This is a genomic window from Chitinophaga filiformis (assembly GCF_023100805.1).
Lineage (GTDB): Bacteria > Bacteroidota > Bacteroidia > Chitinophagales > Chitinophagaceae > Chitinophaga > Chitinophaga filiformis_B.
Genome location: NZ_CP095855.1, coordinates 598,362 through 612,939, shown reverse-complemented (window position 1 = coordinate 612,939; position 14,578 = coordinate 598,362). Strand labels below are relative to the sequence as shown.

The 14,578-nt window shown below is 46.7% G+C and carries 12 protein-coding genes; 6 read left to right on the top strand and 6 right to left on the bottom strand.

All coding sequences use genetic code 11. From position 1 onward, the window contains the following. Positions 1-35: 35 nt before the first annotated feature. From MYF79_RS02550 to MYF79_RS02530, 5 genes are all read right to left on the bottom strand, one after another. A complete protein-coding gene (locus MYF79_RS02550; protein WP_247812416.1) occupies positions 36-995 on the bottom strand; it encodes a DUF6263 family protein in 960 nt (319 codons plus the stop codon). 13 nt (positions 996-1,008) lie between these two features. After that, positions 1,009-1,782 carry a TIGR02757 family protein gene (locus MYF79_RS02545; RefSeq protein ID WP_247812415.1) on the bottom strand — a complete coding sequence of 258 codons (774 nt, stop codon included), beginning with the start codon at positions 1,780-1,782 and terminating at the stop codon, positions 1,009-1,011. A gap of 253 nt (positions 1,783-2,035) precedes the next feature. Continuing rightward, the gene (locus MYF79_RS02540) at positions 2,036-3,175 is read right to left on the bottom strand and encodes a cystathionine gamma-synthase (protein WP_247812414.1); all 1,140 of its coding nucleotides are present in this window, start codon (positions 3,173-3,175) and stop codon (positions 2,036-2,038) included. Between the two features lie 559 nt (positions 3,176-3,734). Then, positions 3,735-4,355 (bottom strand): DUF2911 domain-containing protein, encoded by a 621-nt coding sequence (locus MYF79_RS02535; RefSeq protein WP_247812413.1) that lies wholly within the window; start codon positions 4,353-4,355, stop codon positions 3,735-3,737. Positions 4,356-4,403: 48 nt separating this feature from the next. Next, a complete protein-coding gene (locus MYF79_RS02530; RefSeq protein ID WP_247812412.1) occupies positions 4,404-4,985 on the bottom strand; it encodes an ACP phosphodiesterase in 582 nt (193 codons plus the stop codon). A 517-nt stretch (positions 4,986-5,502) separates the two neighbouring features. Between MYF79_RS02530 and MYF79_RS02525 the strand changes: the two genes are divergently transcribed. The 3 genes from MYF79_RS02525 to MYF79_RS02515 all read left to right on the top strand — a co-directional run bounded on the left by MYF79_RS02525 (position 5,503) and on the right by MYF79_RS02515 (position 8,440). Then, positions 5,503-6,027, top strand: a complete 525-nt coding sequence (locus MYF79_RS02525; protein WP_247812411.1) for a hypothetical protein — start codon at positions 5,503-5,505, stop codon at positions 6,025-6,027. Positions 6,028-6,152: 125 nt separating this feature from the next. After that, a complete protein-coding gene (locus MYF79_RS02520) occupies positions 6,153-7,127 on the top strand; it encodes a deoxyhypusine synthase family protein (protein ID WP_199654080.1) in 975 nt (324 codons plus the stop codon). A gap of 233 nt (positions 7,128-7,360) precedes the next feature. Continuing rightward, the gene (locus MYF79_RS02515; protein ID WP_247812410.1) at positions 7,361-8,440 is read left to right on the top strand and encodes an aldose epimerase family protein; all 1,080 of its coding nucleotides are present in this window, start codon (positions 7,361-7,363) and stop codon (positions 8,438-8,440) included. 269 nt (positions 8,441-8,709) lie between these two features. Here MYF79_RS02515 and hemW read toward each other — a convergent pair whose 3' ends face one another. Further along, a complete protein-coding gene (hemW, locus tag MYF79_RS02510) occupies positions 8,710-9,945 on the bottom strand; it encodes a radical SAM family heme chaperone HemW (protein WP_247812409.1) in 1,236 nt (411 codons plus the stop codon). 206 nt (positions 9,946-10,151) lie between these two features. On the opposite strand from hemW, the gene MYF79_RS02505 reads away from it, so the two are divergent. The 3 genes from MYF79_RS02505 to MYF79_RS02495 all read left to right on the top strand — a co-directional run bounded on the left by MYF79_RS02505 (position 10,152) and on the right by MYF79_RS02495 (position 14,353). After that, entirely contained in the window at positions 10,152-11,339 is a 1,188-nt protein-coding gene (locus tag MYF79_RS02505) for a DUF4271 domain-containing protein (protein ID WP_247812408.1), read from the top strand. Between the two features lie 167 nt (positions 11,340-11,506). Next, entirely contained in the window at positions 11,507-12,172 is a 666-nt protein-coding gene (locus MYF79_RS02500) for a uroporphyrinogen-III synthase (protein ID WP_247812407.1), read from the top strand. A gap of 138 nt (positions 12,173-12,310) precedes the next feature. Beyond that, positions 12,311-14,353 carry a thioredoxin domain-containing protein gene (locus MYF79_RS02495; protein WP_247812406.1) on the top strand — a complete coding sequence of 681 codons (2,043 nt, stop codon included), beginning with the start codon at positions 12,311-12,313 and terminating at the stop codon, positions 14,351-14,353. Positions 14,354-14,578: the final 225 nt, after the last annotated feature.

Here is a 14,578-nt window from a genome sequence, read left to right as displayed (position 1 = left end):
AAAAAGGTCCCGTCTCAGACGGGACCTTTTCTATGTTATTTCATTTGTTTGATCTTGTAAGAGGCATTGGTCACGATCTTCACCGGCACCTTGATGTCTTTCTTGATCCGTTTAGCCTTATTAGCCTTATAGGTGTAAGTACCGTTCATCTCCGTATTCTGTGCACAGATGCTGGGTAAGCCGGTACTACGATCTATGAGATAGTTGCTCATGATGTCTCCGCTGATCTCGGCAGTAGCCTGTATACCATCTTCAAGGGTGAAGGTTTCCACTTTATTAGTAGAGACTTTGCCGGTACCGTTGATCTTCGCTGTTTTGGCATCCCAGGTCTGCAGGTTCCAGTACAGGTCAATACTACCAACCAGGCCTGTGCGGATCGGTACATTCTCTTCCCAGCGGGTACCGGTTTTAATGCTGCGCACCGGGTATATTACCAGGAGCTGTTCCAGCCATGAGCGGAAGGCATTGGTCCCAAACTGGTCTTTCATGAGCTTCTTATAGGCTTCCTGCTCATCCTCTTTCAGTTTGGTGAAGGTAGCGGAAGCTTTATCGAGCAACTCATCTAGTCCTGTGATCTTGTTAATGAAACCGGTAGAAGAAATATCTACAGTAAAAGGATGGTCCAGTATACTTTTCAGGGCAGCCTGGAAAGGTTCTTTATCATTCGGCACATTAGCGTCAACGAGAATGTTCTGGTTGCGTGCGTTGAAATTGAATTTGAGCTCTTTATACCGGAAGGTAAGGTAGGCATGGCCGGGAACGACGTCGTCAATATCAATACTAATGGTGTTGTTGAAGTCGCGGGTTACGCGTTGCATTATATCATCCACAGTAGTATATGTTTCACTGCGGCTCTCCTGTTTCAGTTCAAACTGTTGTCCCTTCTGAAAGCTGTAGCCAAGGTCTACATAATCTCTTTGTTCATCTGACTGGGCTTTTACAGGAAGAGCCAGTACTGCTCCCATCGCCATTGACACCAAAAATCGCTTCATCATTACGCTATATTTATTATACATACTTTTCAATTACACCCAGGCCGAAAAGGGCAAAATCATATTTGGCAGGGTCCAGCGGGTCCAGTTGCCTGAGTTGCCTGGTAAGTTCAAGCGCTGTTTTCCAATCTGATTTTGCAGCAGGGATCAATCCCAGCCTGGTGGCCACTCTTCCAACATGCACATCCATCGGGCATACCAGCTGAGATGGCTGAATATGCTGCCATAGTCCAAAATCCACGCCATTTTCATCTTTCCTGACCATCCAGCGAAGGTACATATTCAATCTTTTACAGGCGGAATTTCTCGCAGGCGTTGAAATATGCTTCCGGGTCCTTTCCGGGTGTTCCGGCAGGAAGAACATGTGGTGAAAGCCGCGGAGGGCATTTTCAATAGTTTCGTCATCCGGGGTGATATGTCCGCTGAAGGCAAATTCAAGGGAAGTGATGTCTGTATAATATCCCTGGAGAAATTCTACAAAATACATCAGGTCTACTCCGTTAAATGTCCGGTGGCAGAACTGGAGTAGTTTCATCCGCTCTTTGGGTTTATGGTTGACGATGAAGTCGTAAGGGGCGTCATCCATCAGTTTCATCAGCTCCGTACACTTATTAATAATAGTGGTACGGTTGCCCCAGGCAAGAATGGCGGCAAACAAACCGGAAATTTCAATGTCCTGAAGTTTCGTAAACCTGTGCGGGATGCATATAGGATCGCCGGGAATAAACTCCGGGGTATTATAGTGTTCCGCTTTTGCGTCTAAAAAAGTCTTCAGTTGCTGGAATTTCATAATGGTATGCTCGGTTTAGTGCTGATGACTCCGGAGTGCGGTACGCCGGCAGTCCGAAAAATAAGGAAAGATGTTCACACTACAGGAATTTATATAGATAAGGGTTTATCTTTTATAGAGTACTGATAGTGAGTATTTGTGAGTAGTCTTGAGCAGGATGACCGGTTCTTTTGGCAGGATGTAAGTTTGAGGATGCATTGGGTATACATACACCCTCAAACTTTACTGTCCTGATTCCGGAAAGTAACTATGATTATCCGATGGCTTTCCCGAGGTCGGCAATTAGATCTTCGGCATCTTCGATACCTACGCTGAGGCGGATGAGGGAATCTACCAGGCCATTGGCAATACGGTCTTCTCTTGGTATGGACGCATGGGTCATACTGGCAGGGTGTCCTATCAGCGATTCCACGCCGCCGAGCGATTCGGCCAGCGAGAACAGATGGGTACCGCTCAGCACTTTAAAGGCAGCCTCCTGACTGTCATCTTTAAGCGTGAAGGAGATCATGCCACCAAAACCCCTCATTTGCTGTTTGGCAATATGATGATTAGGATGATCCTCAAAGCCACACCAGTATACTTTGGCAACTTTGGGATGCTGACGAAGGAAATTGGCTACAGCGGCGCCGTTTTCACAATGCCGCTGCATACGTACGTGCAGCGTTTTTAATCCGCGCAATACCAGGAAGCAGTCCTGCGGCCCGGGTACTGCTCCGCAGCTGTTCTGTATGAAATAGAGCTGTTTGGCCAGCGCTTCATCTTTTACAACAATGGCGCCGTGTACCACATCGCTGTGACCGCCCAGGTATTTGGTAGCGCTGTGTACAACAATATGTGCACCCAGGTCCAGCGGATTCTGAAGATAAGGAGAAGCAAAGGTATTGTCTACGCAAAGCAGGATATTATGTTCCTGCGCTATCCTGGCGCTGGCAGCAATGTCGATGATGTTCAGCAGCGGGTTGGTAGGCGTTTCTATCCAGATCAGCTTTGTGTTGGCGTTGACATACTTCCGGATGTTCTCTGCCTCCTGCATACCTATAAAATGGAATTTAATGCCGTAGCGCTCAAATACTTTGGTGAAAATTCGGTAAGTGCCGCCATACAGGTCGTTGGAGGCAATAACCTCATCGCCCGGGTTGAGCAGCTTTAGCACTGCATCGGTCGCGGCCAGGCCACTACCGAATGAGATGCCGTATTTACCATTCTCGATGGCAGCCAGGGCATCCTGCAACGCATCGCGGGTGGGGTTTTGTGTACGGGCGTATTCATAGCCTTTATGCTGGCCGGGGGCGCTTTGTACATAAGTGGATGTCTGAAAGATAGGGGTCATGATGGCCCCGGTTGATGGATCCGGGCTTACGCCTGCGTGTATGAGTTTAGTTCCGAGCTTCATGCCTGAAATATTTGTTATGAGATGATCTGTTAGTCTGAAAGTTCCAAAGGTACTAATTCCGGCATTGCGGCGAATAAAGGGTAAAAGTTCAGCGTATGGCCTGTGCTGTGAATGCTATCTTGAAGACAGCCAATAAGATAGCTTATCAGATGATGAAAAAGCTAAATAAGTAGTTTTACGCAAGACCAGGCTGAAGTATAAATACGCCCTACTGTACTGGTTTTTGTCCGAAATCGCTTTCAAAAGGTCCTTCACGGAAGAAAATGCAACATTCACGAACAAAATTTGTTCACTCAGCCGAAACCGTAGTTTCCGCGCAGTAATTCGCCCTACATTTGAAAAGGTTTTTCATAGGATATGGTTAAAATTCGTGGGCGGTAATCTTACCGCCTTTTTCTTACTTAATTAAAAAGCGAAGAGGGAATAGCTTGCTATTCCCTCTTCGCTTTTTAATCTTTTATTCTTTCTGTGGTGTAAACTTCTTTATTGTAATGGGGGTGAGGCATTCTCCCGTTCACATGTTGATCTGCCGTTCACAGCTGATGATCATAATAACTGGTTATTTCTTCTTGTCAGCCTTTGCAACGGCTACAGGTGCTTTTTCGGAGAATTTAATAGGCAGGCTCACGCTGGTTGTATCCCATGCTACTACCAGGTTAGCGCCATAATCTGCTTTCTCGAAAACGATGGTGAACGGTTCTACAGGCGTGGTCAGTTTAGCAACCGGCACATCTGTTCTCACTACATCTTTGTGCTGATCGTATTTAAACGCGCCCCAGATGTCTGTTTCACGGTTAACGATCATTGTCCATTTCTGTTCCGAAAGCTGCGCGTAAAGCGTATAACGGCCTTTAGGAATGGTTTTGCCACCGATTACAACAGGACGGAAAAACTCTATCTCTGTGGCTTCGTTGGCCCCGAGGCGATAGATCTCGCCATAAGATTCCAGTTCACCAAAGATCTTTCTGCCTTTTTTCTGTGGACGGCTGTAAATAACACGTGCTACCAGTGATCCGGGTTCTCCTTTTACTTTCACTACGTAGGGATACATTACAGGATAATATGCCATGTCCATAGGGCTGGCATCTAAAGGGGGCATCTTTTTGTCCTGCGCATAGCTTGAAAGACTGGTGAGGCCTGCTATGGCGATAAGCAGCATTACTCGTACTAAATTTTTCATTGTTGGCTATCAATTCAGATGTTAAGAATAATAGTGCAAACCTACGATTTAATGCGGGTAAGTTTTAACGAAGGCTGTCAATTCGGGAAAGAATGTACGGTAATGGGCAGCAAGTGTGTCATAATGTTCCTGCAGTACAGCAAAAGGAGCATCTGCCGTTACTTCAAGGTATTTGGCCCTGTGTACAATACCGCTGAAGCTCCTGTAAATACCGTCCATAAACTTGTATCCATACAACCAGTCATGTTGCCGCATATGGTGAAACACCTGCTGGAATACAGGCGGTAGTATTGCATGATGACCGGCTAAAGCAGCATATATCTCCTTTGAAAAAGCAGACAAGGTTACATCAGTAAAGATAGCAGGATCTGTGGCCAGGAAATGATCGTATACAATGTCGATGAACACGGCGCTATACCTGCCGCATGAGGGCTGGAAGTATTCCCTGGCGGCCATTGTAACGGGATGTGTATCCGTAAAGTTATCAATGGCCCTGTGTAGCTGTATGCCCTGCTGTATGTCCGGGGCATATTCCTGCCATTGCTTGCCTTTTACATAGTCGGCAATCATATTGCCCACTATAAGGGACTGATCGTGAAAGGAAAGATATGCGTGGGCCAGGTAGTTCATACACTGAAGATAGAACAACTTTTGCAGCTACTGTATTTTGCCTGCCGCGATGCTTATACAGCTTGTATGTTACGTGTGTGTTAAGACTGTCAATCAATTTGTTAAATCACCGCTTTAGGTGAGTTTTTATACCATATATGGTGATTGCCGGCAAAGAAAAATGTGCTGACATTTGTATCGTCATGTTGATAACAACCCGAAGTGAAACAGTGAACAACGATCGTTAACCATTGGTAAAGGGACAAGAGAACTGCAATGAATTCCATTCGTCAATGATCCTGAATTTCCGTCCAGTTTAACAAAAGCTTAACGGAGACCTTTGCAACAATCGGGCTTTCAGCGCAACATGTGCATGGCAAAGGAAGTATGTGGAAAGAGGAAGTAAGTTCAGTATGCCGGCGATATAAGTGGCTTTAGCCAATTAATCTAGCGTATCCACTTATAACAAAGCATTTGACCTGCACCTTCTATTACATGTACATTTACATCACAAAAACAAACCAAAAAAGTTTCCGCCATGAAACCTCGTATCAATTCAATCAACAACATCAATGCATCTGTGGATGCCAACCGGTTGCAAGGTAACCGGTTCAGAAGAATGCTGCTCGTATTTGCTGCAGTACTTTTCTTCTCAACACAATTTGCCTTTGCTGGCACCAAGGAAATGGAAGCCACTACCAAACTGAAACAGGCGCTTAACAAAGAGTTTGCCGGTGCTTCAGATGTTAAATGGTACAGTGAAGACAACAAGACGTTTATGGCTAAGTTCAGTCTGAACGCACGCAGCGTAACTGCTTACTTTGACGGGGATGGTAACCTGCTGGCTACCCGCCGTTATATTGACGAGCAGTACCTGCCGCTGGCTGTATCCAACAAACTGGCAAAACGTTATCCTAAGGACAAGATCCGCTGGGTAGTAGAATTTGACAGTGAAGGCTCAACCGTTTATTATGTAACACTGGAAGGTGAAAAAACATGGAAAGTGATCAAGTCAGGAGCTAACGGCGACCTGAGTGTTTACCAGAACATGAAGAAAGTTTAGACATCAGTTCATCAGTTGAAAGTCCATAGTCAGTATAGTCCATAGTAGCGGCAGCTATTATGGGCTATTTTTTTTAATTCCTTACCTTTGCCGTTCTCTATTGGATTTTAAACTTATAAACGGACATGAATAAAGGGCCTATTTCTCAATTTATCCAGCACCACTACCGCCACTTTAACGCGGCTGCACTGGTGGATGCTGCCAAGGGATATGAAACACATTTACTGGAGGGCGGTAAAATGCTGGTATCCCTTGCTGGTGCTATGAGTACCGCCGAGCTGGGTATTTCTTTCGCGGAAATGATCCGCCAGGGAAAAGTAGACATTATCTCCTGTACCGGGGCTAACCTGGAAGAGGATATCATGAACCTCGTAGCACATACACATTACAAGAGGGTTCCTCATTACCGTGACCTGAGCCCCCAGGAAGAGTGGGATCTGCTGCAGGATGGCTTTAACAGGGTAACAGATACCTGCATACCGGAAGAAGAAGCTTTCCGCCGTATACAGGAACATATTCATAAGATCTGGAAAGAGGCGGATGATAAAGGCGAACGCTATTTCCCGCACGAGTACATGTACAAGCTGCTGCTGAGCGGCGCTATGAAAGAACACTACGAGATCGATCCGAAAAACAGCTGGATGATCGCTGCTGCTGAACGTAATATTCCGATCGTAGTACCAGGATGGGAAGATAGCACCATGGGTAACATCTTCGCTTCCTATATCATCAAGGGCGAACTGAAAGCCTCTACCATGAAGAGCGGTATCGAATACATGGTATGGCTGGCTGACTGGTACCGGAACAATTCCGCTGGTAAGGGTGTAGGCTTCTTCCAGATCGGTGGCGGTATAGCGGGCGACTTCCCCATCTGCGTGGTGCCAATGATGTACCAGGACCTGGAATGGCATGATGTGCCTTTCTGGAGCTATTTCTGCCAGATCTCTGACTCTACTACTTCTTACGGTTCTTATTCCGGAGCGGTGCCTAACGAGAAGATCACCTGGGGTAAACTGGACATCAATACACCGAAATTCATCGTCGAATCTGATGCTACAATTGTAGCGCCATTGATATTTGCTTACCTGCTGGGCTGGTAAGAATATCTGGCAACAGATAAAATACTATAATAGAACGCTGATCGCTGCATTTTTTGTGGAGATCAGCGTTTTACATTAGTACAATACTATCAGTTTTAATATGAAAAGCGTATATTGTACCCTTATAACTTCCAAATATGAAAAACATTATTCCACTTCTAACAGTGGCAGCCGCGGTGAGCATAAGCGCCTGCCAGTCTGGTGCAAAAACCAATAATAATTCAGTAGATAGTATGAGTACGAATCAAGACACTGTTTCAGCAGGACAGATATCAGATGCTGCATTCGACAAAATGGTTGATGGCAAACAGGTGAAATTATATCACCTGAAAAAAGGAAACCTCCAGGTAGCCATCACAAACTATGGCGCCAAGATCGTTAGCCTGCTGGCTCCTGATAAACAGGGACAACTGGCCGATGTGGAACTGGGCTATGACAACATCGACCAGTATGTGAACACCAAGGAAAGATATTATGGCGGTATCGTTGGACGTTACGGTAACCGTATTGCCAAAGGCAAGTTTAAAGTGGATGGCAAAGAATACAGCCTGGCTACAAACAATGGCGTAAACCACCTGCACGGCGGTAAAAAAGGTTTCAACGACGTAGTATGGGATGCTGAGCAGCCTGATGATCACACTCTGAAGCTGCATTACCTGTCAAAAGATGGCGAAGAAGGTTATCCCGGCAATCTCGATATCACGCTTACCTACCAGCTGACAGACAGTAACGAGGTGAAGATCGATTATACCGCTACTACCGATAAGCCTACCGTAGTAAACCTGACCAATCACTCATTCTTTAACCTGCATGGTGCCGGCAACGGAGACATCAACGACCACGTGATGTACATCAATGCAGATAAATTCACCCCGGTTGACAGTACACTGATCCCTACCGGGAAGCTGGAGCCGGTAAAAGGTACTCCAATGGACTTTACCACTCCTACCAGGATCGGGGACAGAGTAGATGCTGACTTCGAACAGCTGAAATTCGGTAAAGGCTACGACCACAACTATGTATTGAACAAGAAAGGCAAGGAACTGTCGCTGGCCGCTACCGTACAGGAGCCACAGAGTGGCCGTTTCCTGGAGGTATGGACAACAGAGCCTGGTGTGCAGTTCTATGGCGGTAACTTCCTGGATGGTACCGATAAGGGTAAGGAAGGTAAAACCTACGTTCACCGCGGAGCTTTCTGCCTGGAAACACAGCATTACCCCGATTCTCCTAACCAGCCAAGCTTCCCTTCAGTAGTGCTGAAGCCGGGCGAGACCTACAAGTCTACTTGTGTGTATAAGTTTGGTGTGAAGTAAGAGAAACTCGTCAAGATAATTTGAGCCATAGTACCTGCGGGTGCTATGGCTTTTTTGTGCCCCCCTGAGTGCGGGTGTCCCCGTATCGGCTATAGTGGAGATTCACTTCGACTATCCTACCGCTTCCTACCTATAGGCGCTATAGGCCTACATTTCACCTACTATTCTATAGCGTTCGCTATAGAACAGTGCCTAAAATGCTATAGTAGAGCGCCTGTAGGATATAGCCTCCACCGAATCTCCACCGAATAGCAACAATATATCAGATATTAGAAAAACAGGTCGGAAGCAATTCCATCTGCAAATAATCTGCCTTCCGGGGTCAGTACCAGCGCCTCCTCTCTAAATATCATCCAGCCTTTATCTATAAAGGGACGGGCCATGTTCAGCAGGGTGTCGCGTTTCTCAACCCCAAAGCGTTCCGCCACCACAGGCAGCAGGCAACCCTGGGAAGTGCGGAGGGTGGTCATAATGTATTCATTCAGCATCATGGATGGGGTCAGTTCTTCAATCTCGAAGGGAATAATGTCCTGCTCCATGCTTTTGATATAAAGGGCATTGTTGGCGATGTTCCACTGGCGGGAATGGCCGTTGAATGAGTGGGCAGAAGGGCCTAAACCAAGGTAAGGCTGGGACTGCCAGTAGCTGCTGTTATGCCGTGAATGCCAGCCGGGGAGGGCAAAATTGGAAATTTCGTAATGTTCGTAGCCGGCTTTGGCCATCCACTGCATCAGCAGCTCGAAGTGCCGGGCCGCCTTGTCGGTGTCCACGGCGGCTACTTTCTTTTTGCGGATGAACTGGTCCAAAGCAGTACCGGGTTCTACTGTAAGGGCATAACAGGAAAGGTGTTGTACGCCGAGATCAATGGCTTGTTGAACATTAGTAGCCCAACCTTCATCGGTCAGTGTAGGGCCACCATAGATCAGGTCAATGGTCAGATTATTGAATCCTGCGGTCTGAGCGTCCCGGATGCATTGTAAGGCCTGTTGACTATCGTGCGCCCGGTTCATCCAGCGGAGGTCTTCCTCGTGGAAGGACTGTACTCCTATACTCAACCGGTTAATGCCGGTACTACGGAGCTCTCCCAGCTTTGGAGGAGTAAGGTCATCAGGATTGGCCTCCAGGGTGATCTCGGCTTCAGGGGATATTTCGAAAGTATTGTACAGTGTGTCCAGCAATTGCTGCAGGTCTTCCTTTTTAAGAAGACTGGGCGTTCCGCCGCCAAAGTAGATGCTGGTAACCGTCTGACCGGCCAGGTAGTCCTTTTGCAGCGCTGCTTCCCGCAGCATTTGTTTTATCAGGGCTGGTTGCTGTGCAAGAGAGGTGGAAAAATGAAAATTGCAGTAGTAACAAGCTTGTTTGCAAAAAGGAATATGTAGATAGATACCTGCCATGTCTTTGTTGTTCGATGAATTGGAATTATTCCCTGGTAGCCAGGATTCCCATGAAAGCAGCGGCAAAGGTACGCTAATAGTGAGGTATATCCTTCCGGGTGTCTGAGGCATGACGGCCGTGTGAGGCGGATATATCAAAATCATGAGATACGGCGTTAATAAAGCAGAAATAATATCCGAAGGGCTTCGTCCACCATTCCTGTAGCAATGCCTGGCAGGGATGGGCTGAAGCCAGGTGATGGACCAGAGGAACAGCAGATAAGTGTCTATGCCCGGATGAGTGCGTGGGGAATTGCTGCGTATGCTTAAATAAGTATATGGTTATTATAGCATACGAGCTATTGAGGATGGACAATTTTTATATCTTTGCCCACAACTTTACACGGCATTTAAAATATTTCCTGGTGCGAAACTGGTTATTGTTCCTGTTCATTATACCCTGTTTACGTTTGGCGGCTCAGACTGATAGTACTGTACGGCAGGAGCCGGCAGTGCAGCATGCACCTGCAAAAGTGCAGAACGCTCCCCGGGATACGGCTGCCAGGCCGGTGAAAAAGAAAGTGCCGGTGGTCAGAAAAGACAGTACAGGCGCCATTATACCTGAGAGCGCAGTTAGACCTGCGGCTCCGGTAGCACCGGCGGCCAATAATCCTGCTGTGCCCGCAGCTCCGGCTACGGTTACTCCAGCTACTGCAGCGGTTGCCGCTGACAGCGTACAGCAGCAGGCTGTCGTACCTTCAAAACAGGAAACGGCCTATGATCTGTTCCTGAAAGATCTGACGGTAAAGAATGTGTTTTTGAAGGCCAATAAGCCTTCCCGCCTGGATGTGAACAAGCTAAGGGTGTATGAAGATCTTGACTGGCTGGTGTATGTGATGACGGGCGTTGTGTTATTACTCGGCATCATCCGCCTGAGCTATCTGAAGTATTTCTCTGACCTGTTCCGGGCATTTATGAATCCTACGCTGAGCCAGCGCCAGCTGAAGGACCAGTTATCACAGTCGCCTTTCCCCAATTTCCTGCTGAACAGCTATTTCGTGATCAGCCTGGCATTATATCTTTACCTGTTGATGTACCGCCAGCAATATATTACCAGCAATACTGCCTGGATGGCGATACCTGGTCTGATCGTACTGGTGGCCGTTGTATATGGGGTAAAATACCTGATGCTGCGTTTCTGTGGCTGGTTATTCGGCAGTAGCGAGCTGGCAGACGCCTATATCTTCATTTTGTACCTGATCAATAAGGTTTTGGGCATTTTGCTGGTACCGTTCCTGGTGATCCTGGCTTTTTGTACACCGGAATTGGCAAAAGCCTTTATGTATATCTCTATATTCTTTATTGTTTTATTGGTGGCATACCGCTATATCAGGTCGTATTCAGTGGTAAAACAATACTTATCTTTCAGCAGATTGCATTTTTTTCTTTACCTTTGCGCATTCGAAGTAGCGCCGGTTTTAATAATAACTAAGGTGTTGCTGGTCGCGTTAACTGGTGGTCTCTGATTTTAAAACTGCCTATTGTTAACACAAGAGCAAAAAAACGTATGATTAAAGGCGGGCCAAAAAAAGATTTGCAAGCAAAACACATTCAGTCAATTCTAATTTCCCAACCTAAGCCTGAAACAGAAAAATCACCATACTTTGAACTAGCGAAAAAATTCAATGTTAAATTGGATTTTTATCCGTTTATAAGGGTGGAGGGACTGTCCGCAAAAGACTTCAGGAAACAAAAGATTGACATACAGAATTTTACGGCTGTTATTTTTACCAGCCGGAACGCTGTAGACCATTTTTTCAGGATCTGTGAGGAAATGAAAATCAAGGTGTCCCAGGACTGTAAGTACTTCTGTATCACAGAAGCTATTGCCTTGTATTTGCAGAAATTCATCCTATACCGGAAACGTAAAGTATTCTATGGTGCCGACGGGTCTACCAAAAGCCTGCTGGAAGTGATGAACAAGCACCGCGACAATGAAAAGTTCCTGTTCCCCAGCTCTGATAGCCAGCGTAAGGACATTGAAGAATGGTTGAAAGCCAATAAATGTGAATACGCAACTGCTACTTTGTACAAAACAGTTTCCAACGACGTGAAGGAATTACTGGAAGGTACTGAATACGATATGATCGTCTTCTTCAGTCCTTACGGCGTAAAATCCCTGTTCGAGAACGTACCGAAGTTCGAGCAGAATGGTACCCGTATCGGTTCTTTCGGTCCTACTACTTCAGCGGCTGTTGAGGAGGCCGGTCTGAGGCTGGACGTAAAAGCTCCTACCCCGCAGGCGCCATCCATGGTAGCGGCGCTGGAGCAGTACCTGGCCACGATCAACAAAAAATAACACGAAAATTACCGGAAAAATAATTGAGTAAAGGGACAGCAAACGCTGTCCCTTTGTTATATTTGAGGTAATAAGAGGGGATCAGGGAAAATACGGCAAACCAGAATACTGTAGAAAAACAACAGAATAACCATAACTGTGAACAGACTAGCGAAAGAAACCAGTCCTTACCTGCTGCAGCATTCGCACAACCCGGTAGATTGGTATCCATGGGGAGAGGAAGCGCTGCAAAAGGCCAAAGCAGAAGACAAACCTATTTTAGTCAGTATCGGATATGCCGCCTGCCACTGGTGTCATGTTATGGAGCGGGAGAGTTTCGAAGATGCAGAAACTGCCCGTATCATGAACGAGCTTTTCATTAATATCAAGATAGACAGGGAAGAACGTCCGGATCTGGACCATATCTATATGGATGCGGTACAGGCAATGACGGGTTCCGGCGGCTGGCCGCTGAACGTGTTCCTGACGCCCGACAAACTGCCCTTTTACGGGGGGACTTATTTCCCACCGGTGAAGGCATTCAACCGTCCCTCCTGGAAGGAGGTGTTGCTGGCATTGTCGCAGGCTTTCAGAGAACGGAGGGAAGACCTGGAAACCCAGGCGGAGAATATGCGGGAGCACCTCACACAGGCGTCGCGGTTTGGTGAGAAGCCTCTTGATCTGCAACTGGTGCCGAAGGAAGAGTTGTTTACGAGAGAACAGTGCAACACGATCTTCAGCAATATGATGCAACAGGGAGACAAGGTATGGGGAGGCTTTGGTAATGCGCCCAAGTTTCCGGGGACTTTTATCATTCAGTACCTGCTGAGGTATCATCATAGTTTTAACGAGCCACAGGCGCTGCAGCAGGCACTGTTATCGCTGGACAAAATGATCCGGGGCGGTATTTACGACCAGCTGGGGGGCGGATTTGCCCGTTACAGCACGGATGCCAAATGGCTGGCGCCCCATTTTGAAAAGATGCTGTATGACAATGCATTGCTGGTAGACGTGTTGAGTGAGGCATACCAGTTGACGGGTAATGAGTTGTATGCAAAGACGATAGCAGATACGCTGGGGTTTGTGGAAAGGGAGATGACGGATGCCGGCGGCGGATTTTATAGTGCGCTTGATGCGGATTCTGAAGGGGTGGAAGGAAAGTTCTATACCTGGAGCCGGGCAGAAATCGAAGCGGTACTTGGCCCGGATGCGGCTTTATTCTGCGCATTTTACGATGTAACGGAAGAAGGTAACTGGGAGGAAACCAATATTTTATGGATCACCAGGCCGGCGGCGGTCTTTGCAGCAGAGAACGGGATAACAGAGGAGGCGCTGGAAAGGAGCCTGGCCATAAGCAGGGAGAAGCTGATGGCAGAGCGGTCGAAGCGGATCAGACCCGGGCTGGATGACAAGATCATACTGGGTTGGAATGCGCTGATGATACACGCCTGTTGTAGGGCATATGCCGCACTTGGTGTAGATAAGTACCGGGAGATGGGGGTAAGTGCCATGAATTTTTGCCTGAAAAATCTGCAACAGATTGATAAACAGTCTTTTTTTCATACATTTAAAGCCGGCGTAGCAAAATATCCGGCGTTTCTGGATGATTATGCGTGGCTGGTACGTGCTTTGATCGCTTTGCAGGAAGTAACGGGAGATGCCGAGTGGCTGGAAAAAGCCCGGGAACTGACGGAGTATGTCATTGCGAATTTTTCAGATGAAGGGGACATCTATTTCTATTATACGGAAGCCGGCCAAACCGATGTTATAGTACGTAAAAAGGAAGTTTATGATGGTGCCACGCCCAGTGGCAATGCTGTAATGGCAGCAAACCTGATCTATCTATCAATCGTTTATGACAAAAAGCAATGGTCAGAGCGGGGCATAGCTATGCTGGCAGGGCAATCCCAGATGGCGGTAAGGTATTCCACCTCATTTGGCGTATGGGCAGGGCTGTTATTAGAGCTGGTAAAGGGAATAAAAGAGATAGCGGTGGTAGGAAATGATTATAAATCCCGGATGCAGGATACTAACAGGCATTATATTCCGTTTAAAGTAATATTGGGAGCTACAACTGACAAGCCGGGAATTCCGCTGTTAGAGCAGCGGGAACGGCCAGGAGAGACGCTTATATATGTCTGCGAGCATTATCATTGTATTAAGCCAGTTAATTATATAGAGGAAATAATTAATTTAAAATAATATTTATGTATCTTGCATGACCATATCTGTGTAAAAAGCGCACGGAAAAATGATTTTGGAAGATATAATAAAATGTTAAAAAGCACGTTTAATTTAAACGTCACGCTTCTCTCAGGGGGCATGAAAAAGTTGGATGAAAACTAACTACGGATTAAAATTAATCGTTACATTTGTTATCTTACTTAAGAGTGGAGAGAGACGAGCAGAGGGGTAGAGTGCTGACTT

What these genes read in the sequence shown, in the direction of transcription:
- MYF79_RS02520 (WP_199654080.1), top strand. Translation starts at nt 6,153, where the DNA reads ATGAATAAAGGGCCTATTTCTCAATTTATCCAGCACCACTACCGCCAC.
- MYF79_RS02515 (WP_247812410.1), top strand. Translation starts at nt 7,361, where the DNA reads ATGAGTACGAATCAAGACACTGTTTCAGCAGGACAGATATCAGATGCT.
- MYF79_RS02530 (WP_247812412.1), bottom strand. Translation starts at nt 4,985, where the DNA reads ATGAACTACCTGGCCCACGCATATCTTTCCTTTCACGATCAGTCCCTT.
- hemW (WP_247812409.1), bottom strand. Translation starts at nt 9,945, where the DNA reads ATGCCTCAGACACCCGGAAGGATATACCTCACTATTAGCGTACCTTTG.
- MYF79_RS02535 (WP_247812413.1), bottom strand. Translation starts at nt 4,355, where the DNA reads ATGAAAAATTTAGTACGAGTAATGCTGCTTATCGCCATAGCAGGCCTC.
- MYF79_RS02545 (WP_247812415.1), bottom strand. Translation starts at nt 1,782, where the DNA reads ATGAAATTCCAGCAACTGAAGACTTTTTTAGACGCAAAAGCGGAACAC.
- MYF79_RS02550 (WP_247812416.1), bottom strand. Translation starts at nt 995, where the DNA reads ATGATGAAGCGATTTTTGGTGTCAATGGCGATGGGAGCAGTACTGGCT.
- MYF79_RS02525 (WP_247812411.1), top strand. Translation starts at nt 5,503, where the DNA reads ATGAAACCTCGTATCAATTCAATCAACAACATCAATGCATCTGTGGAT.
- MYF79_RS02505 (WP_247812408.1), top strand. Translation starts at nt 10,152, where the DNA reads ATGGTTATTATAGCATACGAGCTATTGAGGATGGACAATTTTTATATC.
- MYF79_RS02540 (WP_247812414.1), bottom strand. Translation starts at nt 3,175, where the DNA reads ATGAAGCTCGGAACTAAACTCATACACGCAGGCGTAAGCCCGGATCCA.